Annotated in this window: 21 protein-coding genes and 1 tRNA gene; 13 read left to right on the top strand and 9 right to left on the bottom strand. The window is 70.0% G+C overall.

Translation table 11 applies throughout. The annotated features are described in order from the left end of the window. Positions 1-149: 149 nt before the first annotated feature. Positions 150-404, bottom strand: coding sequence for a hypothetical protein (locus tag FHU30_RS29705; protein ID WP_253880260.1), 255 nt, complete (start codon positions 402-404; stop codon positions 150-152). Between the two features lie 1,140 nt (positions 405-1,544). Between FHU30_RS29705 and FHU30_RS29700 the strand changes: the two genes are divergently transcribed. Then, positions 1,545-2,144 carry a hypothetical protein gene (locus FHU30_RS29700; protein WP_253880259.1) on the top strand — a complete coding sequence of 200 codons (600 nt, stop codon included), beginning with the start codon at positions 1,545-1,547 and terminating at the stop codon, positions 2,142-2,144. Positions 2,145-2,335: 191 nt separating this feature from the next. Here the strand turns inward: FHU30_RS29700 and FHU30_RS29695 are convergent, their stop codons facing one another. Beyond that, positions 2,336-2,710, bottom strand: a complete 375-nt coding sequence (locus FHU30_RS29695; RefSeq protein WP_253880258.1) for a helix-turn-helix domain-containing protein — start codon at positions 2,708-2,710, stop codon at positions 2,336-2,338. A 196-nt stretch (positions 2,711-2,906) separates the two neighbouring features. Between FHU30_RS29695 and FHU30_RS29690 the strand changes: the two genes are divergently transcribed. Both FHU30_RS29690 and FHU30_RS29685 read left to right on the top strand, forming a co-directional pair. After that, positions 2,907-3,746 (top strand): hypothetical protein, encoded by an 840-nt coding sequence (locus tag FHU30_RS29690; protein ID WP_253880256.1) that lies wholly within the window; start codon positions 2,907-2,909, stop codon positions 3,744-3,746. A 77-nt stretch (positions 3,747-3,823) separates the two neighbouring features. Then, on the top strand, positions 3,824-5,515 hold the full coding sequence (locus FHU30_RS29685; protein WP_253880254.1) for a hypothetical protein: 1,692 nt from the start codon (positions 3,824-3,826) through the stop codon (positions 5,513-5,515). Between the two features lie 223 nt (positions 5,516-5,738). On the opposite strand, the gene FHU30_RS29680 is transcribed toward FHU30_RS29685, so the two are convergent. After that, a tRNA-Leu gene (locus FHU30_RS29680) sits at positions 5,739-5,821 on the bottom strand. Between the two features lie 128 nt (positions 5,822-5,949). On the opposite strand from FHU30_RS29680, the gene FHU30_RS29675 reads away from it, so the two are divergent. The 6 genes from FHU30_RS29675 (at position 5,950) to pknB (ending at position 14,166) form a co-directional block, all read left to right on the top strand. Continuing rightward, on the top strand, positions 5,950-6,702 hold the full coding sequence (locus FHU30_RS29675) for an FHA domain-containing protein (protein ID WP_253880252.1): 753 nt from the start codon (positions 5,950-5,952) through the stop codon (positions 6,700-6,702). An 11-nt stretch (positions 6,703-6,713) separates the two neighbouring features. After that, entirely contained in the window at positions 6,714-7,262 is a 549-nt protein-coding gene (locus tag FHU30_RS29670; protein WP_253880250.1) for an FHA domain-containing protein FhaB/FipA, read from the top strand. Next, on the top strand, positions 7,259-8,932 hold the full coding sequence (locus FHU30_RS29665; protein ID WP_253880249.1) for a Stp1/IreP family PP2C-type Ser/Thr phosphatase: 1,674 nt from the start codon (positions 7,259-7,261) through the stop codon (positions 8,930-8,932). The genes FHU30_RS29670 and FHU30_RS29665 overlap by 4 nt, the downstream gene beginning before the upstream one ends. 3 nt (positions 8,933-8,935) lie before the next feature. Then, positions 8,936-10,582, top strand: a complete 1,647-nt coding sequence (locus FHU30_RS29660) for an FtsW/RodA/SpoVE family cell cycle protein (RefSeq protein WP_253880247.1) — start codon at positions 8,936-8,938, stop codon at positions 10,580-10,582. Positions 10,583-10,631: 49 nt separating this feature from the next. Further along, positions 10,632-12,104, top strand: coding sequence for a peptidoglycan D,D-transpeptidase FtsI family protein (locus FHU30_RS29655; RefSeq protein WP_253880373.1), 1,473 nt, complete (start codon positions 10,632-10,634; stop codon positions 12,102-12,104). A 250-nt stretch (positions 12,105-12,354) separates the two neighbouring features. Beyond that, complete coding sequence (pknB, locus tag FHU30_RS29650) at positions 12,355-14,166, top strand: Stk1 family PASTA domain-containing Ser/Thr kinase (protein ID WP_253880245.1); 1,812 nt, start codon at positions 12,355-12,357, stop codon at positions 14,164-14,166. 395 nt (positions 14,167-14,561) lie between these two features. On the opposite strand, the gene FHU30_RS29645 is transcribed toward pknB, so the two are convergent. Then, entirely contained in the window at positions 14,562-15,143 is a 582-nt protein-coding gene (locus FHU30_RS29645) for an anthranilate synthase component II (protein WP_253880243.1), read from the bottom strand. Between the two features lie 104 nt (positions 15,144-15,247). On the opposite strand from FHU30_RS29645, the gene FHU30_RS29640 reads away from it, so the two are divergent. Next, on the top strand, positions 15,248-15,637 hold the full coding sequence (locus tag FHU30_RS29640) for a hypothetical protein (protein ID WP_253880242.1): 390 nt from the start codon (positions 15,248-15,250) through the stop codon (positions 15,635-15,637). A 446-nt stretch (positions 15,638-16,083) separates the two neighbouring features. Here FHU30_RS29640 and FHU30_RS29635 read toward each other — a convergent pair whose 3' ends face one another. From FHU30_RS29635 to FHU30_RS29625, 3 genes are read right to left on the bottom strand one after another with little or no spacing between them, the layout of a single operon-like run. Then, positions 16,084-16,284, bottom strand: coding sequence for a hypothetical protein (locus tag FHU30_RS29635; protein WP_253880240.1), 201 nt, complete (start codon positions 16,282-16,284; stop codon positions 16,084-16,086). 12 nt (positions 16,285-16,296) lie between these two features. After that, complete coding sequence (locus FHU30_RS29630) at positions 16,297-16,935, bottom strand: class E sortase (RefSeq protein ID WP_253880238.1); 639 nt, start codon at positions 16,933-16,935, stop codon at positions 16,297-16,299. Positions 16,936-16,961: 26 nt separating this feature from the next. Continuing rightward, complete coding sequence (locus FHU30_RS29625) at positions 16,962-17,729, bottom strand: DUF881 domain-containing protein (protein WP_253880237.1); 768 nt, start codon at positions 17,727-17,729, stop codon at positions 16,962-16,964. Positions 17,730-17,808: 79 nt separating this feature from the next. Between FHU30_RS29625 and FHU30_RS29620 the strand changes: the two genes are divergently transcribed. Continuing rightward, the gene (locus tag FHU30_RS29620; protein ID WP_253880236.1) at positions 17,809-18,066 is read left to right on the top strand and encodes a cell division protein CrgA; all 258 of its coding nucleotides are present in this window, start codon (positions 17,809-17,811) and stop codon (positions 18,064-18,066) included. Between the two features lie 658 nt (positions 18,067-18,724). On the opposite strand, the gene FHU30_RS29615 is transcribed toward FHU30_RS29620, so the two are convergent. Together FHU30_RS29615 and FHU30_RS29610 are read right to left on the bottom strand one after the other, a co-directional pair. After that, entirely contained in the window at positions 18,725-19,630 is a 906-nt protein-coding gene (locus FHU30_RS29615) for a rhomboid family intramembrane serine protease (RefSeq protein ID WP_253880235.1), read from the bottom strand. Positions 19,631-19,740: 110 nt separating this feature from the next. After that, complete coding sequence (locus FHU30_RS29610; protein ID WP_253880234.1) at positions 19,741-20,274, bottom strand: peptidylprolyl isomerase; 534 nt, start codon at positions 20,272-20,274, stop codon at positions 19,741-19,743. 165 nt (positions 20,275-20,439) lie between these two features. Here FHU30_RS29610 and FHU30_RS29605 point away from each other — a divergent pair, with 165 nt between their 5' ends. Together FHU30_RS29605 and FHU30_RS29600 are read left to right on the top strand one after the other, a co-directional pair. Continuing rightward, on the top strand, positions 20,440-20,922 hold the full coding sequence (locus tag FHU30_RS29605) for a hypothetical protein (protein ID WP_253880233.1): 483 nt from the start codon (positions 20,440-20,442) through the stop codon (positions 20,920-20,922). A gap of 1,013 nt (positions 20,923-21,935) precedes the next feature. Next, on the top strand, positions 21,936-22,736 hold the full coding sequence (locus FHU30_RS29600; protein WP_253880232.1) for an acyltransferase: 801 nt from the start codon (positions 21,936-21,938) through the stop codon (positions 22,734-22,736). The last annotated feature ends 86 nt before the right edge of the window (positions 22,737-22,822 follow it).

Below are 22,822 nucleotides of genomic sequence, written 5' to 3'. Positions count from 1 at the left end.
CTCTGGTCGCTCAAGCCGCCCCTGGCCTGCATTCGGCGATCACCCAGGCAACACGCCCCGGCACGGCGACCGCCAGGGATTGATCCGGCACGTCAAGACGTGACCCGGCGGAGTGACGACTCTTCGGATCGCCTGGACACCGCAGTCCTCTATTGCGGATGGATAGTCGCCTTGCGGCATTCCGCCAGCACTGTGTTCATGGCCGCCTGTCCCCAGTCCTGCCATTGCTGGAACGTCCGATTCTCGTCGGAGGTTAGATGGTCGGGGTTCGGAAGGCTGACCTTCCAGTCCGCGGAGTCGACCAGAACAGCCATGGCCCGGTTCAGCTCCTCCCAGCGCAAATCGGCTCGGGCAGCGCGCGTGGACAGGTCCGAGACCGCATGGATCTGGTGCGCGATCAGCACATATGCCCCATGCTGGGTCGCCGCACGCGGCGGGCTCCCCTGAGGACGGGCGGTGAGCTTCTCGCATGCCCGCCTAGCCCAGTCCGCTGCACGGGAGGTGTCCTGTTGGCCGAAGCAGCCCACCGTCAGGCCTGCCGCCGACACTGCGACCAAAGCCAGGATGCAGAGTATCCGGTACATGATCTCCCATTCCGGCTGGCGGGAGAGGGACAGTACCGCCGTTCCGGTGCCGTCCGCCGCAACCTTTCAGGTTGCTATCGTGGTTGCACCTGACCATGCTTGGGCAACAGATGATCAAGGGGGACCACCGTTCTCACAGCAATACTCGGGGGACCAGCATGGAGACATTCGTGGTGGTGAAGGCACCGTCCGTCAGCGGTGCCGCCAGGCTGAGGAATCGTTGTTCCGTCTTGGCCGACGCTAGTGGTCGTCTTGCGTTGCCCACTATGGGCTCGACAACAGCCAGGTAATGCCGGGTGCCCACTCGACGAGGGAACCGGCGGCCACTCGCTTGGCCAGCGCGCGGCCGGTTATCAGCGCGCTGCCAAGGCTGTCGCCGCTCCGCGCGCCAGGTGGCCGCCGCGGCGCCGGGGTTGTGCCGGGCGGGAGCACTGGAGTCCGCAGCCGGCGACCTTGCCTGCACGTGGCTCATCTGGTCAGACACCGGCTGGCAGGAGGCACACTTCTGTTATGACTGCGCTCCAACGAGTGCACTGTGGCCAGTGGAATGCTCGTTCTGCCTGAGCGGCACCGGGCCGGTCATGGTTGCTTCGACGGCGACCAGCACCACAGCCTCACCCGATTGGGCACCAGCCCGAACCCGTCTTCGGCAGGCCGGCTGGACAGTCGGCTCCACACAGCTGCTATGTCCGGCATGCACTGTCGACCAAAGCGGCATGCCCGACATGACACCTTCCTGGTGGGAGCACCTTCGGAAGACGCTGCGGCGGGCTTGACCCTCGGGGAAACAAAGCGGGTTCAGCGGTTCGCGCCTCCATGGGCTGCCCGGCTCGGCGGGACCGGGCAATGAATCGGGGCAAGGGGCGTGAACTGGGAAGATGTCTCTTCCCGCAGGCAAAATCCGGGAAGATCACACAAATTGCCTCGTCGGGCAGCTCGGGCGCGGTAGCTTGCTGACCCATGGGCCAGGATCTCCGACGCGTGTCGGTAGAGGCGTATGAGCGCGTGGCGGCAGGGCTGGTCGAGGAAGAGTCTCGACTCAAAAGCCAGTTGGCCGCCGTGAGTGAGCGACTCTCCTCGGTGCGGGCCGCTTTGGATGCCCAGAGGGCGGATATCGAGGCATTCCCCGACGATCCGGAGTTTCTGTCCTCAGACGCCGAGCCCGAGGGGCCCGAAGAAGCTCCCACCTCGCAGCCTGGACCGGCCCCCGAACCTGTGGCACCGGTCACTCGCACGACGCCTGTCACGCCTGCGAAGTCGGCCACCAACGTTGTGAAGATCAAGGCCCCGCGCCGGGACAGGATCTGGCAGATCCTGGCCCAGGGCGCCGAGCGGTGGTGGCGCGTCAACGAGATCACCGTGGCTCTCGGAGAAGCGAACAACAAGATCGTGCGTCTCACCGTCGACAAGATGGTCGACAAGGGCGAGGTGCTCAAGCACTGGGCCTCGAAGAACGAGACCTGGTACCGCTTCAACGACGGTGTCGACCGACCCGCGCCGTCCGCGTCCGCAGCCTCCGACGAGGACGCCCCCATCGATGAGCAGGGGGCAACGATGTAACCCTGGTGCGCGTCTGAAGTCGCGCAATAAAAGTGGCCGCCGCCGAGCTCTGACCTTCGGCGGCGGCCGAACGACTGACCACAGCGCATAACTGACGGCTCGTCGTTTGCTCGAAACACTACCCGTCTCCACAGTCGGGTCGCAGGTGATTCGGGCATTTCGCCGTGGCCGTCGCCTTGACGTGCCCGTTTTCATCCTCGAACGGCGAGATGCCCATGTCCTTCTTCACCGCCGGCCTCCTGCCGGACGGTCCCCTCTTGCGCGCCGTCCGGCAGCCAGCGCACGCTGAGCGCCCGTTGCAGGTTGGCGATCGTCATCAGGTCCGGCCAGACCGCCCCTGCCAGGACATTGGCGATGGTCTGCCGATTGACACCGCTCTCGCGGGACAGGCGGTTGGCACTGAATCCCTGCTCGGCCATCGCCTCGCCCAAGCGGCGCGCGAGCTCTTGGGCGACCTGCGCTCCATAGGGTTCGCCGCCGGACTCGTCGACCAGCAGTGCCTGCGGCCACTGCCCTTCGACAGCGAAGTCCCGGGGGCGTCGAGTACGGGAGTCGTCACCAGACACGTCGCCGACCTTGCCCTCTCCATGATCATTTATGATCCGTCTATTGAAATAGCAGGGTGCTATTGGGGTAGCGGTGCTTAGGGGGGCGGAGGTGCCTCCGGGCGTCTATCTCTGGCAGGTACCTGTGTCCAACCGGATCAACTCCTACCGACCGCGGCGAGGCAGTCCCGCGGCCTGGGCGCGGGTCGAGGACGGGGTGCGGGAGATCGTGCAGCGGTCCGAGCCGCTGACGCCCTACACCGCCGGGGAGTTGATGAGCGTGCTGGCGCAGCTGGCAATGTTCGCCGACGCCCAGGGCTATCCGCCGGGCGCCGAAAGCTGGTTGTCGCGGGAGCTGATCGAACGGTTCATCCTGGTGGGCACGAATGCGAGCAAATGCTCTCGGGGTAACTACCGCACCAAGCTGCATCGGCTGCGCGAGGCGGTACTCGGCCCCGACTGCCAGACCGGCAAGCCGGTCAAGCTGTCGGCTGCGACAGCGGCCAAGCCCTATACCGACTCCGAGGTGGCGCGCCTCTGGTACTGGGCCGACGGACAGCCAACCGACGAGCTCCGTGCAGGCTGCCGGTTGCTGCTGTGCCTGGGCCGAGGCTGTGGTCTGGACTCCCCCGAGATCATCCCGCTGCGCGCCCATGACATTCGGCGACCGGGCAACGGTGCAGCCGTCGTCCACATCCGCGGACGACGGGAACGACAGGTGGTGTGCCGGCGCGCCTGGGAGAGGCCTCTGTTGCACGAGGCCGCGCGATTCGACGGGCAGGTGTCCTATCTGTTCCGGCCCCGATCCGGCGCTCGCGGAAAAAACACGGTCACCAACTTCCTGGCCCGCTGTCACCATGCGCCCAGCACCCCCACGCTGGTGATGGGCCGACTACGGGCGACCTGGCTGGTCGAGTTGATCGAGCAGTGTGTGCCGCTGCCAGTGATTGTTGCGGCAGCCGGCTTGGACACCCTGCACGGGTTGTCCCGCATCCTTCCGCACGTCCGGGGCATGGCCGCCGGACCGGCCGCCGACCTGCTGCGCGGTGACCTGTGACACTGCCGCCGCTTCAACACGGGGACCTTCCCGCCTCGGCGGCTCAACGTCCACGCATTGAGTTCGGTGATCAGCGAGTGCGCGACGCCGCCGCGTTCATCGCCGAATCCGGGATCGTAGCCGAGTTGGAGAGGTACATCGCCCGCGAACGAGGCCGTCCCCGTACGTGCACCGTCGAGGGGCTGCTGGTCGGGATGGCGCTGTGTGCTCACCGCACCGGAGGAGTGCTGTTCACTCAGGTCACCGAGATCCTGCACTGGGGCATTCCCGAGGATTGGCGGCGCCGCTTCGGCTTGGTCGACCGCGTCGACAACGCCCGTGGCTTCGCTGCCGCCTACAGAGTCGTGCTGCGGCTCACGCACCGCCTCCTCGACGAGCTGAACCCCTCGCCCCTGCCCATGAACCGGCGGCTTCCGGTCGCCGTAGTTGAGCAGATCATCCAGGAAGCCGACAGCGAGCTGCTCGCGCAGCGGCGTGAACGGCTCCACAAAGTCATCGACGCAATCCTGGGGGCGTCGATCGCCGCCGTCCGCCACCGGCTGGATGAGCATTGGGACGGCTCGCTGGGTGTGGACGCAACCCCGATCGCCACATGGGCCCGCGGCGTCGAACAGGACGGGCCGGTCACCGCCACCGACCCCGACGCAGGCTGGTACGTCCGCGAGGGCGACCACCGCGCCCCCGACCTCCACAGCCACATCCGCCCGACCAAGTCTGGCAGCAAACGGAACCCACGTAAGAAGAGGAGTGCAAGGAGGCTCTTCGGCTACGACGCGAATTTGGCGATCGCATACAACCCCCACCACGACCCACGCCCCCAGGAGCACGGCTGTGGCGACCCGAGGCTCCTGCCCGCGCTGGTGTTGAGCATGCGCCTGGACAAGCCCGGGCACAACCCCGGCAGCAACGGCGTCACCATGCTGAAGAGCATCAAGGAACGCGGACACCCCGTCGGGTATGTGGCTGGCGACCGGCTCTACAACGGCTCGAACCCGAATGCTTGGCAACTCCCTGTGCGGGCGCTCGGCTATGACCCGGTATACGACTACCGCAAGGACCAGCTCGGAAGCATGGCGCAGGCCGACGGCGCACTGCTGGTCGAGGGCACCTGGTGCTGTCCCTCGACCCCGCAACGATTGATCGACGCAACCCGCGATCTGCAGCGCGCCGCCGGGCCGAAAAAGATCGACCCCGAAACCTGGGTGGAACGCATCCACGCCCGCGCTCACTACCTGCTGCCCCGGAAGGGCCTGCCCGGCGACCAGGGGCAGCAGCGCTACATGTGTCCTGCCGCCGCCGGGAAGGTCCAGTGCCCCCTCAAGCCGGCCAGTATGGGCACAGACCCTCGCCTGCCCTTGGTCGATCCACGGCCGTCCCCCGTCAGCGAGCCACCGCCCATCTGTAAGCAGGGAAGCATCACCATCGGCTCTGAGGACGGCGCCAAGCACTGGCAGGCACACCCCTACGGCAGTCCGATCTGGCAGAAGCTCTACTTTCGGCTCCGCAACGCCGTCGAGGGTTTCAACGGATTCGCCAAGGACGATGCGCAAGAGGCGATCGAGCGGGCTCAGAAGCGGCGTATCCGCGGCGTCGCGGCACAGAGCCTGGTGCTGGCCTTCCAGCTCGCTCGCGTCAACCAGCGCAAGATCAGCGCCTGGATCGACACCCTGCCCGGCGAAGACGGCCAGCCCCGCCGCCGAGCGCGGCGTCGGAAGTACAAGCCGCTGGGCACCTGGACACCCAAGGGCCACCTCGACGAGGTGGCCTGACCATCCCGCACGCACCACGGCAACTCTCCGGGCGCGAGCCTGCCCAGAATCAGTTGAGCCGCCGCACGCCCGCTTCAGAAGGCCCCCATGATCGATTCGCGGCGCCCTCAAGGCGGCAAGCCACCCCCTTCGGAGCACCGACAACGACGAAGACCCCTCCGCCTGGCGCAGAGGGGTCTTATTTCGTCACTATGGGGGGAGGACTTGCGTCACTACCCCGAAGTGGGCGAGGAGGGATTTGAACCCTCACATCCTTTCGGACACACGGACCTGAACCGTGCGCGTCTGCCGTTCCGCCACCCGCCCCGGGTGTCGCCCCCGTTTCCGGGTGCAGGAAGAGATTAGCACGGTTCAGGGGGTGGTCCGGCAACCGGATACTTCTAGCGAACCTTGACACCGATACGATCGTCTACCAGTGGGGAAGGGAGGTGCCCGTGGGCGTCATTCAGCGCTTCGAGCGGAGGCTTGAGGGCATGGTCGAAGGTGCCTTCGCCCGGGCGTTCAAGTCCGAGCTGCAGCCGGTCGAGGTGGCCAGTGCCGTGCAGCGCGAGATGGACGACCGGGCCGCGATCGTCGCGGCCGGCCGCACCCTGGTGCCGAACGACTTCGTCGTGGAGATCTCGCAGCAGGACGGCCAGCGGCTTCAGGTGTACGCCGACAGCCTGAGCCAGGAGCTGGCGAACCTCGCCCGCGAGTACGCGAAGGAGCAGGGGTACTCCTTCGTGGGTCCGGTCCGGGTGCGTTTCGAGAACGCCGACGACCTGGCCACGGGCATGTTCCGGATCCGCTCTGGGGTCATCCGCGGGTCCACGGTGGAGGGCGGGGAGATCCGCCGGCCGCCGTCGGACTACCCGCGCGCGCCCGGTGGCGCCTTCGGCGGCAACCCCCGGCTGCTGGTCACCACGACGATGGACAACGGCCCGGCCCACCAGAGCACCTACGAGGTCAACACGCCGGTCACGCTGCTCGGGCGGGGCACCGACTGCGACCTTCGTTTGGTGGATCCGGGGGTTTCGCGGCACCATGCCGAGATCCGTATAGAAGGTCCCGAGATCGTGCTCGTCGATCTAGGGTCGACCAACGGTTCCTTCGTCAACGGCCAGCCGATCCGCCGGGTCACCCTGGTGGACGGAAGCCGTGTGACGATGGGGCGCACCACACTCGTGTTCCGCCGCGATAGGGAGTAACCCCGACTCCGATGTCCGACTTCACCCTCACGCTGATCAAGCTGGCGTTCCTCGCGGTGCTCTGGCTGTTCGTCATCGCGGCCGTCGGAGTGATCCGCGCCGACCTCTTCGGGTCGAAGGCCGCGACGAAGGCAGCCTCCCGCGCGGCGAACCGCGCCGCGCGGGCCGTCCAGCAGCGCCCGCCCAAGGCCGCCGCGCGGCCACCGCAGGGGGCGCCGCAGGGCGCTCCACAGGGGCCGCCGCCACGTGGGGGCCAGCGGGGCGGCGGGGGGCCGTCCAAGCTGGTGGTCGTGCAGGGCGAGCGGACCGGAACCGTCATCGACCTCACCGGCGTCCCGATCACCATCGGCCGGGCGAATGACTCCACGCTCATCGTGACCGACGACTACGCTTCGAGCCGACATGCCCGGCTTTACGCGCAGGACGGTCAGTGGATCGTGGAAGATCTCGGTTCGACCAATGGGACCTATCTGGGGCGCACCAAGGTGACCCGGCCGATGCCGGTGCCGCCGGGCGTCCCGATCCGTATCGGCAAGACCGTGATCGAGCTGCGCAAATGACTCTGGGAATCCACTACGCCGCCCGGTCCGACGTGGGCATGCTGCGCGAGGGCAACGAGGACTCCGGCTACGCGGGCGCGCACCTGCTCGCCGTCGCGGACGGGATGGGCGGCCACGTCGGCGGGGAGATCGCCAGCGCCGCCGCGATCTCCGAGATCCGCAAGCTCGACAAGGCGATGCCCGCCGCCGAGCTGCTGGCCGCGCTCGAGCACACGGTCAAGACCGCGAACGAGAACCTGCACCGCATCGTCGAGTCCGACCCGGCGCTGCAGGGCATGGGGACGACGCTCACCGCGATGCTGTGGGCGGGCAACCAGATCGCGCTGGTGCACATCGGCGACTCGCGCGCCTACCTGCTGCGCGACGGCAGCCTGTTCCAGATCACGCACGACCACACGCTGGTGCAGTCGCTGGTCGACGAGGGCCGGATCAGCCCGGACGAGGCCGCCTCGCACCCGCAGCGCTCGCTGCTGCTGCGCGCGATGGACGGCCGGGGCGAGATCGACCCGGACCTGTCGCTGCGCGAGGCGCGGCCGGGCGACCGCTACCTGCTGTGCTCGGACGGCCTGTCCACGGTGGTCACCGCGGAGACGATCTTCCAGGTGCTGACCGAGGCGGACGAGCCGGACCAGGCCGTCCGGCAGCTGATCGACCTGGCGAACCGGGGCGGCGGCCCCGACAACATCACCTGCGTCTGCGCGGACGTGGTGGAGCTCGGCAACCAGCCCCCGCCCCCCGGCCCCGGACGGGCCGTCGGAGCGGCTGCGAACGCGGCCCCGCCGCAGGTTCCGGGCGACCCGAACGCGCCCGGCGGCCCCGGCATGCCCGGCGGCCCGGCGGGTCCGGGCGACACGCCGGCGAGCCGCGCGGCGCAGCTGCGCGACACGATGCCGCAGCAGCCCGTCGCGGTGGACGAGATGCCGCCGCCGATGCCGCACCATCCGGGCGGTCAGGCCGGGCCGCACGGCACCGGCCCGCAGGCGACCGTCCCCGACCCGCGCTACCAGGAGCAGCCGTACGCGGCCGCCGAGCAGGAGTACCAGCCCGCCGGACGCCGCGAGCGCCGCGCCGCCAAGCGCGCGAGCCGCGGCCCGCGCCGCTGGCTGTGGCTGGTCGTCGTGGCCGGAGTGTTCGTCGTCGCCGTCGTCGGCGGCGGGGTGTTCTTCGTGCAGACCGCGCGCAGCGGCTACTACGTCGGCGAGCAGAACGGCACCGTCGTGCTGTACCGCGGGACGACGCAGAAGGTGCCGCTGATCAGCCTGTCCCGCAAGGCCGACCGGCAGCCGAACCCGCCGATCAAGGTGTCGGACCTGCCGCAGGACCGCGCCCAGGCCGTCCGCGCCAAGTACACGGTGAAGGGCCCCGGCGCGCTGGACGACCTGGCCAAGGCCGTGTGCAAGTACAGCCTGCGCGACGAGGGCGGCAAGGTGGCGATCCGGTTCGGCGTCGACCAGAACGACTGCGCGCCCAAGACCGTCCAGGCGGGGACGATCCCGCTGACCGAGCTGCCGACGTCCGACCTGAACAACGTCCGGGACGGGAAGTACTCCTTCATCGGCGTGGACCTGGCGGAGAAGAAGATCGCCGACCTGACCGAGCGGGTGGGCCAGTGCCACGGCCCGCACCCGGCGATCAAGGACTGTCCCGCGCCGTCGAGGGGCAGGTCGTAGCGCATGCACGCACTCGGGGAGCAGATCAGGGCGCAGATCCCGTACCAGCGCCGCAACGCGGCCTCGCTGGCGCTGCTGGTGTTCGCGATGGTGCTGACGCTCGCCGCGTTCGCCGAGGTCGGCCTGGCCCGGGACGGCTCGATCCCGGGCGGGCTGTTCGGCTACGGCGGCGGCCTGGTCGTGATGGCGCTGATCGCGTACGCGGTTCAGCTGCGGTTCGCGCCGTTCGCCGACCCGTTGCTGCTGCCATTGGCGGTGGCGCTGAACGGCATCGGCATGGCCATGATCTACCGGCTGGACCTGGACACCTCGGCGGACCACAAGGCCGCCGAGATCGCCGGCAAGAAGGTGCTCAAGGACGCGGCGGACGCCCCGGGCCAGCTGATATGGACCTTCGTCGGGATCGCGCTGTTCGTCGTCGCGATCGCGATCATGCGCGACACCAGCAAGCCGGACGCCAAGCTGTCGTTCACCCCGAAGACCGCGCAGCGCTACACCTACATGATCGGTCTCGGCGCGATCATCATGCTGCTGCTGCCGATCGTGCCGGGTGTCGGCGCGGAGATCAACGGCGCGCGGGTGTGGATCAGCGTCGGCGGGTTCTCGGTGCAGCCGGGCGAGTTCGCCAAGCTGATGCTGGTCGCCTTCTTCGCCGGCTACCTGGTGAACAAGCGGCAGGCGATGTCGCTGATCGGCAAGAAGATCGGCCCGCTGTCACTGCCGCGCGCCCGCGACCTCGGCCCGATCGTGGTCATCTGGCTGTTCTGCCTCGGCGTGCTGTTCATGCAGAAGGACCTCGGCACCGCGCTGCTGTACTTCGGCCTGTTCGTGTCGATGCTGTACATCGCGACGCAGCGGGTCTCCTGGGTGATGATCGGTGTCGGGCTGCTGGCGCTCGCGGTGTTCGTGGTCACGCTGCTGCCGTTCATGCAGCACGTGAACCAGCGCATCGACATCTGGCAGAACCCCAAGCCGTACTTCGACGGCGGCTGCCTGATGCACAACGGCAAGGTCGTCCCGGTCAACCCGAACACCGACATCTTCAAGCAGGCCAAGGTCACGCTGGAGGCCAAGGCCCAGCAGCAGGAGGCCGCCGGGCAGAAGGCGACCGCGATGCAGACCCGCCTCGTCGGGCCGGGCTGGTGGGCCTGCACGAAGATGGGCGGCGAGTACTCCGACAGCGCGCAGCTGATGAAGGGCATGTTCGCGCTCGGCCAGGGCAGCGTGCTCGGCACCGGGCTCGGGCAGGGCAAACCCTGGCTGACACCGCTGTCGTTCAGCGACTTCATCTTCGACTCGATGGGCGAGGAGCTCGGGCTCACGGGCCTGATGACGCTGCTGCTGATGTACGCCCTGATCGTCCAGCGCGGTATGAAGACGGCCGTCGCGGCGCGCGACCCGTACCTCAAGCTGTTCGCGGGCGGTGTCTCGTTCGTCCTGGCGCTGCAGGTGTTCGTGATCGTCGGCGGTGTGACCCGGCTCATCCCGCTGACCGGTCTGACCACGCCGTTCCTGTCCCAGGGCGGGTCGTCGCTGATGGCGAACTGGATCCTGATCGCGATCCTGGTCAGGATGAGCCACGACGCCCGCAAGCCCGCCCCGCAGGCCATCCAGGACGAGGGCATGACCCAGATCGTGAGCCTGCGATGACCTGCCGTAGCCCCCAAGCCCCCCAGCGAGGAGACGCCGCGTCGTGAACATGGACAAGCCGGTCCGGCGGGTCGCCGTGTTCGCCCTGCTGCTGTTCTTCGGGCTGATGGCCCAGGTGAACTACGTGCAGGGCAGCGAGGCCGACAAGCTGCGGAACGACCCGAACAACACGCGCAAGATCGCCGACGTGTTCAACAACCCGCGGGGGCAGATCACCGCGGGCGGCGAGGTGCTCGCCTGGTCCACCCCGACCGGCAAGGACAGCCCCAAGTACGGCCGCAACTACAAGGACGGCAAGGACTTCTCGCCGGTCACCGGGTACTTCAACGGCAGCGCGTCCAAGGTCGAGCTGGCCTACAACAGCCTGCTCGCGGGCACCGACAAGAAGATCACCCACCAGCGCTGGTTCGACCAGTTCATCGGCAAGAAGCCCGAGGGCGGCAACGTCGACCTCACCATCGACCCGAGGGCGCAGCGGGTCGCCTACGAGCGCCTCAACAGCGACACGGAGCGGCGCTCGGCCGCGGCGGTCGTCGACATCAAGACCGGCGCGATCAAAGTGCTGGCGTCCAACTCGACCTTCGACCCGAACGAGGTCGCGCCGCAGCTCGGCGAGAAGGGCATGAAGCGGCTGAACGAGCTGGACAAGGCGCCCGGCACGATCAAGCCGCTGATCGACAACGCGATGAGCCAGACCTTCCCGCCCGGCTCGTCCTTCAAGATCGTCGTCGCCGCGCTCGGCATGGAGAACCTCGGCCTGAACGAGAACTCCCAGGTCGAGTCCGGCCAGCTGCGGCTCCCCGAGTCGGGCCAGCTGCTGCCGAACTCGCACGACGGCGGCAGCTGCGCGGGCACCGCGTCGCTGAAGGGCGCGTTCGCCGAGTCCTGCAACACCACGTTCGGCAAGATGGCGCTCGACCTCACGATCAACAAGCTCAACGAGGGCGCGTCCAAGTTCGGTTTCGGGCAGAACGTCCAGGTCGAGCCGCTGATGAAGGCGGCCAAGAGCGAAGTGCCGATCGCGATCAACGACCTGCAGACCGGCAAGTCCATCCCGACCGGCAAGGACGGCACGGCCCGCTCCGGCATCGGCCAGGAGAACGTTCGCGCCACCCCGCTGCAGATGGCGATGGTCGCGCAGGCCGTGGCCAACGGCGGCAAGATCATGAAGCCGTACGTGGTGCAGCGCGCCACCGCCAAGGACCAGTCCGAGGTCTACAAGGCCAACCCGCAGGTCTTCGCGCAGCCCATCAAGTCGGACACGGCGAGCCAGCTCCGCGACATGATGCGCGCCGTGGTGTCCGAGGGCACCGCGAAGAACCTCCAGGGCGACGACATCGCCGGCAAGACCGGCACCGCCGAGCAGGGCGGCGGCAACCCCAACGCCCGCTGGTTCGTCGGGTTCGGCCCGGCCGACCACCCGCGGTACGCGTTCGCCGTGGTCAGCGAGGGCACCGGGGACGGCGCGCACGGCGCCGGCCCCATCGCGGCCGCCATCATGCAGGCGGTGATGAAGAAGTGAGCACGGGTACCCTCACGGGGAGCCAGGACGGGGCATGCCTCCGCCGCGCCGGGGAACGTCCCGGCACGGACCGGGCGCACCGGCCGAGCGGCCGAGGCGGACCGGTCCGGGCGCACCGGCCCGATGGCCGGGGCGGACGGGACCGGGCGCGCCACGACTCCGTCAACTCCGAGCCCGGCTCCGCCGCGTCCGCGCGGCGGGCGGCTAGGTTCGGGGGACAGGGTGACGACGTTCGAGGGAATGTGCGCAGATGAGTCAACCTCGGCTGCTCGGCGGCCGCTACGAGCTCGACTCCGTGATCGGGCGCGGCGGCATGGCCGAGGTCTACCGTGCCCGTGACCTGCGGCTCGACCGGATCGTCGCGGTCAAGACCCTGCGTCCGGACCTGGCCCGCGACCCCACGTTCCAGGCCCGGTTCCGGCGCGAGGCGCAGTCCGCCGCGTCCCTGAACCACCCGTCGGTGATCGCCGTCTACGACACCGGCGAGGACGCCGTCGGCGACACCCCGATCCCGTACATCGTCATGGAGTACGTGGACGGTTCGACGCTGCGCGACCTGCTGCGCGAGAACCGCGCGCTGATGCCGCAGAAGGCCCTGGAGATCACCGACGGGATCCTGCGCGCGCTGGACTACAGCCACCGCGGCGGGATCGTGCACCGCGACATCAAGCCGGCCAACGTGATGCTGACCCGGCAGCACGAGGTCAAGGTGATGGACTTCGGCATCGCCCGCGCGATGGCCGACTCGGCGTCCACGATGACCCAGACCGCGCAGGTCATCGGCACCGCGCAGTACCTGTCGCCCGAGCAGGCGCGGGGCGAGCGGGTGGACGCCCGCAGCGACATCTACTCCACCGGCTGCGTGCTGTACGAGCTGCTGACCGGGCGGCCGCCGTTCACCGGCGACTCCCCGGTCGCGATCGCCTACCAGCACGTCCGGGAGGAGCCGACCCCGCCGTCCCAGATCGATCCGGACATCCCGCAGTGGGCGGACGCGATCGTTCTCAAGGCGATGGCGAAGGACGCGGCGAACCGGTACCAGAACGCCGCCGAGTTCCGGCAGGAGATCCAGCGGGCCCTGCACGGGCAGCCGGTGTCGTCGACCGCCGCGTCCACGATGATGATGGGCGCCGCGCCGACGGCCGTCCAGCAGCCGCAGCACACGCAGGTGATGGGCGCGACGCAGGTCCAGCGGCCCGACAACTACGACCTGGCGCCCGTCCAGTACGGCGACTACCGGCAGGACGCCGACTACGACCGCGACCATCGCGGCGGGGGCGGCGGCGGCAAGGCGGCCGCGTGGATCGCCGCGGTGGTGGCCGTGCTCGCGGTCGCCGCGCTGGTCGGCTGGCTGCTCGCGCCGGGCGGCGGCAGCGACACCGTCAAGGTGCCCACGGTCGCCAACATGACGGTCGAGGACGCCACCAAGGCGATCAAGGACCAGGGCCTCGCGCTCGCGCCGGAGACCAAGAAGGAGTTCAGCAACGACGTCGACAAGGGGAAGGTCATCAAGGCCGACCCCGCCGAGGGCACGTCGCTGAAGAAGGGCGCAGCGGTCACGCTGGTCGTGTCCAAGGGGCCGGAGCCGCCGAAGAAGGTGGAGGTCCCGGACGTCGCCAGCCAGCCGGAGGGCGACGCGAAGCAGGCCCTGGAGGGCCGCGGCTTCAAGGTCGACATCCAGCGGATCCCGTCCAACGACGTCCAGCAGGGCATGGCCGTCAAGACCGACCCGAAGGCCGGCGAGCAGGTCGACCCGAACTCCCAGGTCACCCTGTACGTCTCCACCGGGCCGCAGGACATCGCGGTGCCGAACCTGCAGCGCCTGCCGCGCGACGTGGCCTGCAAGCGACTCCGCGCGCTGCACCTGACCTGCGTCGTCCAGGAGCAGCCGTCGCCGGACGCGACCATCCCGCCGGGCGCGGTGTGGAACGTCAGCCCGGCGCCGGGCACCAAGCTCCCGTCCGGCTCGTCCGTGACGATCATCGTCACGCCGAAGGCGCAGCCCCCGGCGACCTCCCCGCCCCCGGACCAGAACCAGCCACCCCCCGGCCAGCAACCCTGACGCCCACGGAAGGCCCGGCCCCTCACTATGAGGGCCCGGGCCTTCCCCTTGCCGGTGGGGTTGGGCCTGCCGCGCGCCTTCGTCCTTGCCTGGGGTCGTGACTACCGCGCGCTGGAGCCGGTGCGCCGGGCACGGACGTCCATGCGGTGCGGTGTCGGCGCTCGTGCGGTGGGTGCGGACGTCCGCGCGGTGCGGTACCGGGGCCTTCGCCCCTGCGCTGCGCGGTGGCGGCGTCCGGGCGGGGTGCGGACATCCGGGCGGGGTGCGGACATGGGAGAGGGCCTCCGCCACTCGGGGGCAATGGCGGAAGCCCTCTCGCTAGTGTCTTCGTACCCGGAGGTATCGGCGTTACATGCGTCACTCCGAATTTTCCGTGCAAACCCCTCGGGGGCTGGTCAACCGGACTCTGCGCAGGTGAGGAGCCAATTCCGGAGAAGTGCGTGTCCACATGCGGACAGCACCGATTCGGGGTGGAACTGAACGCCCTCGACCGGGGCCGTCCGGTGCCGGAGCCCCATCACGACGCCGTCCGGGGTGCGCGCGGTCACCTCCAGGACGTCCTGCGGCACGGTCTCGGGACGGACGGCCAGGGAGTGGTACCGCGTGGCCGTGAACGGGCTCGGCAGGCCCGCGAAGACGCCCCTGCCATCGTTCTCGATCTGGCTCGTCTCCCCGTGGACGATCTCGGGCGCGTGACCGACCGTCGCGCCGAAGACGTGCCCGATCGCCTGATGGCCCAGGCAGACGCCGAGCAGCGGGATGCCGCGCTCCACGGCGTCCCAGACCAGGTCGAGGCTGACCCCGGCGTCCGCCGGATGCCCCGGACCAGGGCTGATGAGGACGCCGTCCGCCTCGCGGGCGTCCTCGGGGGAGACGTCCTCGCGTTCGGCCACCCGGCAGTCGGCGCCCAGCTCCCGCAGGTACTGGACGATCGTGAAGACGAAGCTGTCGTGATTGTCCACGACCAGAACACGCACCCCTCCATTCTCCCCGCTATCCCCACAAGTTGACGAACGGCGGCGAACGCCCGTATGCGGAGCGTAATCTCTCGGCACCCCTCCGAGATCGAAAGGTTTCCGCGATGCATTTCCTCGCGCTCCTGCCCGGCGTTCCGCTCGTCCTCTCCGGCGCCGCCGTGCCCGGTTACGGCGCGTTCCGGTACGACGACGTGCGGGGGCTGACCGGTTACGGCTACTGGGGACCGCCGCGCGGCATGGGCCACGAGTACCTGAAGCTGAAGATCTGCGCCCGCGACGTCCGCCCTGACGGACGCGCCGTCCGGATGACCGTCGCCCTGAAGGAGCCCGGCACCCCGACCATCCTGTACGTCAACGCCGTGAACCACCGCGGCGTCGGCTCGACGGTCTGCTCGTCCCTGGTCAGCCTCGGCGCCGAGTGGCTGGTCGCCCGCGGCGGCACCATCGACCGCCGCGGCACCTACCACCCCGGCCCCTGGCACCGCCTCCGCTAACCCACACCCCCCGCGCTCCCCGCGTCCTCCCCCAGGCCGCGGGGCCCGCAACCCCACCTTCACCCACCACTCCGAACCCCCCTTTCAACCCGCGTCCGATCCAGCGAGCAAGCCCCCCGCCCACTCCAGCGCACAGCGCACACAGCCCGGCGCCGCCCCGCGCGCACGGCCCTCCGACGCGCCGCGCACATGGCCCACCGGCGCGCGGCGCGGAGCCGTTCGAGCGCGCCGGGCGAGCGACCACTCCGTCGCGCGCCGCGCAGGGCCGCTTCGGCGCGCCGCACGGGCGCAGCACGCAAGCGCGGGCGCAGCGCGCAGGCGCAGCGCACAGGCGCGGGCGCAGCGCGCGGGGCGAGGAGGCACTACCTCGCGCGGCGTGCAGGGTCCTTCGGGGTGTTGCGCGCCGCGGGGCGGTTCGGTGCGGGGTTTGGGCGTGCGGGTGGTGTTCAGGGGCCGGGTGGGGTGGGGGCCGGGGTGGTGGTGGCGGGGTTGCCGTTCATGACGCCGTGGTCGAACTGGATCTTGGGTTCGGCCCAGGGGAAGACGAGGTACCAGAGGATCACGGCCGCCAGGAGGACGAGGCCGGCGGCGATGGCGGTCTTCGTCTGCCATCCGCCGGGGAGCAGCCGCCAGATCAGCGCGTACATGCCCTGGTCCTCCTACTTTCCGGTGACGCGGGGGTACTGGGCGGAAAGCTCGCCGAAGACGATCAGGCGCTCGGCCGCCGAGTACATCGGGTGGCAGGTGGTGAGGGTGATCATCCGCTTGCTGGCGCGCTCCCCCGGATGGAACGGCACGGGCGCGGTGACCTGGACGTCCGTCGGGTCCACGACGCGGCGCGTGGTGACCTTGTAGACGTACTTGCCGTCCCGCGTGTCGACGTCGATCTCGTCGCCCGGCTTCAGCTCGCCGATCCGGTTGAACGGCGCGGAGTAGGTCGTCCGGTGCCCGGACACGACGAAGTTGCCGACCTCGCCGGGCAGCTGCGTGCCGGGGTAGTGGCCGGGGCCCTTGCGCAGGTCGTCCAGCGAGACGCCCTCGATCACGACGTAGTGGTAGGACGAGCCGAACTTCGGGATCCGGATCATCGCCAGGCCCTTGCCGAGCTTCACGCGCTCGGTCGTCACCTTCCCGCCGGACGGCCCGGACGCCCAGGTACGCATCATCTCCTTGCCGAGCTTGTCCTGCTGCTCGTGGGTGTAGCGGCCCGTCCCCCACAGCTCGTAGGTCACGAACAGCAGCAGCACCAGGCCCGCGGTGATGCACAGCTCGCCCAGCCCGCGGATCAGCACCCGCACCGCCGTGCCCCCTTCCCACCGCCATGTCAGCCCGGGGGCCGGCTCCCGGGCGTGTCGTCGCCCGCGTCCGGCGGCACCGTGGCGTGCTTCATCGTCACGTTCCCGGTGTAGGCGGGCAGGGTCACCCGCCGGAGCGTCCGCACCGACCAGCCGAGGCCGTACGCGCGGACGTACCGCCGGTACACCGTGATCGCGGGGGAGGCGTCCAGCGCGGCGCGGAGCCGGTCCGGGTCGCCGACGGCGGTGATCCGGAACGGCGGCGAGTACACCACCCCCTGGAGGATCAGCGTATTGCCCACGCACCGGACGGCGCTGGTGCCGATCACACGTTGGTCCATAATTTGCATGCCCCGCGCGCCGCCCGCCCACAGCGCGTTCACGACGGCCTGCACGTCCGCCTGGTGGACGACCAGGTCGTCCGGACTCGCCCCGGTCGGAGCCGTTCCGCGCGGCGCATCGTCCAGGACGACCTTCACGCCGTCGCCGCCGACCGGCGTCATCCCGACGCGCCCGGCGAGCCTGTCGGCGTCACCCTGGGCCTGGTTGACCCGCGCGTCGGCGCGTCCGGCGGCCCGCGACAGCCCGTCCACCTCGTGCCGCAGCCGGTCGTAGCGGGCGCGTTCGCCCAGCGTGCGGCGCTGTTCGGCGGTGATGAGCTCGGTGATCCGGGTCCGTCCGGTGTCGCGCAGGTCGGTGCCGCGGGCCGTGCTCGCGCTCGCCGCGAACAGGGCTCCCGCAAGGACCGTGAGAGCTGGGATGATGCTTCCCCACGCTCGACGCCGTACGCTGCTCACCAGCGACTACGCTAACCGACAAACCACCCATGCGCGGACCGGTGCGCCGGCCGACCCGCCCGAGGAGACAGAACCCACCGTGGCCAAGTCCAAAGTGCGCAAGAAGGCCGTCTACACGCCGCCGCAGAAGTCCAAGGCGCCCGAGGTCAGCCCTCGCTGGCTCGCGCCCACGATGGTGGCGCTCTGGCTGGTCGGCCTCGCCTGGATCGCCGTCTACTACGTCACCGCCGCCACCGGCGTCGACGTACCCCTGATGACCGGTCTGAAGAGCTGGAACCTGCTGATCGGCTTCGTCGCGATCATCCTGGGAGTCGGCCTCTCCACCAAGTGGCGCTGACGCTTACCCACTTCCCCGCTACCTGAATCCACGAAAGTTTTCCACAGGCTGGGGATAACCCCGAAACCCGTCCCCAGGCCTCCCCACCAGCCGCGTCTCCCACCCGAGCCGCGGCCCCCACCCATGCCCAAACCCATCCCCTCGCGCCCCAACCAGGCCACCCGCACGCACAAAACCGCCACCCACACCCCTGACAACCGGCACCCCCAGCCCCACACAACACGAACCGCCGCCCCCACGGCATCAGCTGGAACGCGCGACGCCAAGCAGCCACAACCTCAGCCACGTCACCAACCATGCGGCGCTGGAAAGCGGGGGCGCGGCGCTGCGCGTTCTTCGCGCTCAGCCCCGCGATGAACCACAGCGACAAGCCCAGCGAAAGCAGCTCGCCGGGGATGCGCCGCATCGCCTATCCCGTCTGGACGGCCCAAATGAGCGGGATGGCTGGGCGGGAAGGTGACGGCGCTGGCGAAGACGGCGCCGTCGCGCGCGAGGCGCTCGGGCGCCGGGCTCGGGCTGAAGTGGGGACCCTGGATGCCGAGGATTCAGGTCAGCCTGCCGCTGGCGTTGATGGCGCGTTCCGCTGGCGCGCGTTTCAGCTGGACGCATCCCGGCCGCGGGCGGGGCTGGGGGATTGGAGGGGCCTGGGCGCTGGGTGTCAGGTCAGGCCGTTGCCGGGGTTGGCGGTGAAGGTGGCGGCCTTGATGACGATGAGGGCGATGAAGAGGGCGAGGACGGCCAGGGGGGCGGCGATGTGCATCCAGCGGCGGCGGGCGACGGGGGCGTACGCGTAGACGAAGGCGACGGCCAGGCCGGTCAGGAGTCCGCCGACGTGGCCCTCCCAGGAGATGCTGCTCACCGAGAAGGTGAAGATCAGGTTGATGGCGAGCAGGAACAGGATCGGGGCGGTGGGGGCGCCGCTGCGGCGCGCGACGACGAAGAAGGCGCCGAAGAGGCCGAAGATCGCACCGGACGCGCCGACCGCGCCGGTGTAGGGCGCGACGAGCAGGAGCAGGACGTTGCCGCCCAGGCCGGACAGCAGGTAGAGCGACAGGAAGCGCGCGCGGCCCAGCGCCATCTCCAGCGGCGGGCCCAGCACGTACAGCGCCCACATGTTCAGCAGGATGTGCGCGAAGCCGAAGCCGCCGCCGCTCGGCTCCTGGTGCAGGAACATCGAGGTGATCAGCCGGTACCACTCGCCGTCGAGGACGCCTGCGGTGAGCGTCCCGTCCGGGCGTGTCCAGGCGCCGAGCATCATCAGGTCCGGGACGACCCGCTTCGAGGCGATCTCGCCGACGTAGGCCAGCACGCACACCGCGATCAGCGCGTACGTGACCACGGGCTGGTCGGACGAGCGCCGGGGGATCGCCGCACGCGGCCTGCGGGCCGTCCGGTTGCCTTCCGCGACGCACTCCGGGCACTGGTGGCCGACCGACGCGTCCCGCATGCAGTCGGGGCAGATGTGCCGGTCGCAGCGGGTGCAGCGGAGGTGGGCCTCCCTGCGCGGATGCCGGTAGCAGGTCGGGACCGGCGCCTCTGGGGCGGGTTGCTGGTCGGTGCTCATGGTGGCGGCTCCGTGGGCCTGGCTGCGGCGGGGCCGGTCCGCCCGCGGACCGGTCTGGCTGGGGGACGAGCCCGGTCCGTCCGGACCGGGTCCGTCTCCCCTACCTAGTCTTACGACTGGCGCCGCTCGATCGTCACCGACTCGATGACGACATCCTGCTTCGGACGGTCCATCTGACCGGTCTCGACCGAGACGATGTCGTCCACGACGCCCGTGCCCTCGATCACCTTGCCGAAGATCGTGTGCCGCCCGGTCAGGTGCCGGGTGTTCTGCACGTTGGTGGTGATGAAGAACTGCGAGCCGTTGGTGCCGGGGCCGGCGTTCGCCATGGCCAGCAGGTACGGCCGGTCGAACTTGAGGTCGGGGTGGAACTCGTCCTTGAACTCGTAGCCCGGGCCGCCGGTGCCGCGGCCGAGCGGGTCGCCGCCCTGGATCATGAAGCCGTCGATCACCCGGTGGAAGATCGTCCCGGCGTAGAGCGAGGTGCCGGTCTTGTCCTCGCCGGTCTCGGGGTGCCGCCACGGCTTGGAGCCGTCCGCCAGGCCGACGAAGTTGGCCACCGTCTCGGGCGCCTTGTCCGGGAACAGCTGGGCCACGATCTTGCCCTTGTTGGTGTTCAGCGTCGCAAAGATTTCCTCAGCCACGCGGGCCGCCTCCTCGTCGAGATGCTTGCGTCTGAGCTGGTCAAGGCTCGTTTCGCGAGGCGCACTCCTGTCTACCCTGAGTCACGCCTTGATCACTCTTCCAGGGTTTACCTCCCGCTGCAGGGGAAGGCTGCCTGACAGGACCTCGCAAACAGGGAGGTTAGCGTGTCCCTAAAGATGAGTATCCGCCGGAAGCCGCGCCAGGATGTCGGCTCGCGGCTGGACCGTGCACAGGTGGCATTCCGTCAAGGCCTGTCGGCTTGCCGGGGTGGCGCCTCGGTGGCGGCAGAGCGGATCGGCCCGGCGGCGCGCCAGAGCCGTGTCGTCGCAGCCGAGCGTGTGCTGGCCGCCCGGGGCTGGAGCGCCCCGCGGCTGAAGCAGGCGGCCAGGTATGTCGAGACGGATCTGGGCCCACGAGTGAGCTCCATGTTGTCCGACACGGCCCACCGGGTCGAGCCGCCACGCCGCCGCCGCCGAGCGCGCAGCGTGATGGTCGCCATGCTGGCGGGAGCGACGGCGGCCTGCGTGGCCGGTGTCGTGCTCACCCGGCGCAACGCGGCACAGACGGTCCAGATGATGACGGACGAGTCGACCGCCGAACCGGCCGACGCCCAGCACGCCGACCACGTGCCGTCCAAGAGCAGCTGAACCCGCGCGCACGCCGACCACCGAAGAGGGACCCGACCAACAAGGCCGGGTCCTTCTTCCACGCACCCCCCCAACCAGCCCACTGCCGAAACAGGCTGCCCGGCGGAAGCTGAGGCGCGGTGCGCGCGGCCGCATGAGGTGGCGCGGTGCGTGCGGCCGCATGGGTGGCAAGGTGTGTGCGGGTTCATGGGTTTGTCCCGCGGCCAGCGCTCCCGCAGCCTGGCCCTCCCGCAGCCTGGCACTCCAGGAGCCCGGCACCTCTTGGAGTCCGGCACTCCAGGAGCCCGGCGCCCCTTGGAGTCCGGCGCCCCTTGGAGTCCGGCGCCCCTGGAGCCCGGCACTCTCGCGGCCCGGCACTCCTGCGGTCGGGGCTCGCGGCCCGGCACCCTCGCGACCCGGCACCCCGCGCGACTCGACACCCCCGCGACTCGGCACCCTGGCCGCCCGACACCTCCGCGCCCCGGCGCTCTCACGGCCCGCCACTCCTGCGCCTCGGCACGCCCGCAGCTCGGCACCTCCGCGGCCCGGCCCCGCTACGACTCGGCGCTCTCACAGCCCGGCACACCTGCGGCCTCACAGCCCGGCACTCCTACGGCCCGGCACTCCTACGGCCCGGCACTCCTACGGCCCGGCACTCCTACGGCCCGGCACTCCTGCGGCACGGTGCCCCAGGAGCCCGGCGCCCCAGGAGCCCGGCGCCCTAGGAGCCCGGCGCCCCTGGAGCCCGGCGCTCCTACCGCTCAGCGCCACTGCGGCTCAGCGCCACTGCGGCTCAGCGCCCCTGCAGCTCGGCACCCTCGCAGCCCGGTACCCCCGGGTTCCGGCGCTCTCCGGCATGGGTGCCCCTGGATCCCGGGGTCCCTGCGGCCCGGCATGCCTGTGGCTGGGGGGGCTTGCGGCTGGTGGTTCTGGGCGGTTCCGCTCTTGAGTTGTTGCGGTGTTGGGGCCGGTGGGGCCGAATCGCGTTCTGGGTTGGCGGTCCGGGGGTTCCTACCAACCGGTACGGTGGCGCCATGTCGCCGACTCCGCGTCCACTTGGGCAGCAGCTCACCGGGCTCCTCAAGCGCAAGGCCCGGCAGGGCCTGCACACAGCCGTGCAGCGCGGCTGGGAGTGGGTCCAGCGGCACGGCGAGATCACACCCGAGACGCACGGGCGGCGGCGCTTCGCCTACCTGGGCGAGGGCGTGTGCATCGGCTTCCCGGTCGGGACGATCTACGGCGAGCCGTGGATCTCCATCGGCGACCACACCCTGGTCGGCACGCACGTCACGATCTCCGCGGGTTTCGTGCCCGGCCTGGACCTGGGTCCCGACGTGATCGTGAAGATCGGCGGCAGCTGCTCGCTCGGGCGCGGCACCCACATCGTCGGGCACCAGTCCATCGAGATCGGCGACGACGTCTTCACCGGCCCGAACGTCTACATCACCGACCAGAACCACACCTACAGCGACCTGGACATGCCGGTCGGGCGCCAGTGGCCCGAGAACAACCCGGTGGTGATCGGCTCCGGCTGCTGGATCGGCACCGGCGCGATCATCCTCCCCGGCACCAAGCTCGGCCGGAACGTGGCCGTGGCCGGCGGCGCCGTGGTCCGGGGCGAGTTCCCCGACCACTCCGTGATCGGCGGCGTGCCCGCCAAGGTGCTCCGCAGCTACACCCCCGCCGAAGGCTGGCAGCCCCCGCTCCGGAACCAGCCGCTCATCTCCCTGGACGAACTGGCGGCGCTCTCCCTGGACGGGATGGAAGGACTGCAACTCCTCCAGGACAAGCTCCGCAACGCCGCCCCCGGGCAGGCCCACAGAGAAGCCGGCTGACGTCCGCCTCCGACTCGTCCCGCAGCTGGACGATCGGCCGCCGCTCACGACGGCATTGCCCTGCGATCCCGCTTCCATATGGCATG

It is taken from the genome of Actinomadura rupiterrae, assembly GCF_024172125.1.
GTDB lineage: Bacteria > Actinomycetota > Actinomycetes > Streptosporangiales > Streptosporangiaceae > Spirillospora > Spirillospora rupiterrae.
This window is presented reverse-complemented; position numbering and strand designations above follow the sequence as displayed.

Excerpts from the sequence above, each read along its gene's own strand:
- FHU30_RS29700 (WP_253880259.1), top strand. The coding sequence starts at position 1,545 with ATGGGCCAGGATCTCCGACGCGTGTCGGTAGAGGCGTATGAGCGCGTG.
- FHU30_RS29670 (WP_253880250.1), top strand. The coding sequence starts at position 6,714 with ATGTCCGACTTCACCCTCACGCTGATCAAGCTGGCGTTCCTCGCGGTG.
- FHU30_RS29665 (WP_253880249.1), top strand. The coding sequence starts at position 7,259 with ATGACTCTGGGAATCCACTACGCCGCCCGGTCCGACGTGGGCATGCTG.
- FHU30_RS29660 (WP_253880247.1), top strand. The coding sequence starts at position 8,936 with ATGCACGCACTCGGGGAGCAGATCAGGGCGCAGATCCCGTACCAGCGC.
- FHU30_RS29655 (WP_253880373.1), top strand. The coding sequence starts at position 10,632 with ATGGACAAGCCGGTCCGGCGGGTCGCCGTGTTCGCCCTGCTGCTGTTC.
- pknB (WP_253880245.1), top strand. The coding sequence starts at position 12,355 with ATGAGTCAACCTCGGCTGCTCGGCGGCCGCTACGAGCTCGACTCCGTG.
- FHU30_RS29640 (WP_253880242.1), top strand. The coding sequence starts at position 15,248 with ATGCATTTCCTCGCGCTCCTGCCCGGCGTTCCGCTCGTCCTCTCCGGC.
- FHU30_RS29635 (WP_253880240.1), bottom strand. The coding sequence starts at position 16,284 with ATGTACGCGCTGATCTGGCGGCTGCTCCCCGGCGGATGGCAGACGAAG.
- FHU30_RS29615 (WP_253880235.1), bottom strand. The coding sequence starts at position 19,630 with ATGAGCACCGACCAGCAACCCGCCCCAGAGGCGCCGGTCCCGACCTGC.
- FHU30_RS29600 (WP_253880232.1), top strand. The coding sequence starts at position 21,936 with ATGTCGCCGACTCCGCGTCCACTTGGGCAGCAGCTCACCGGGCTCCTC.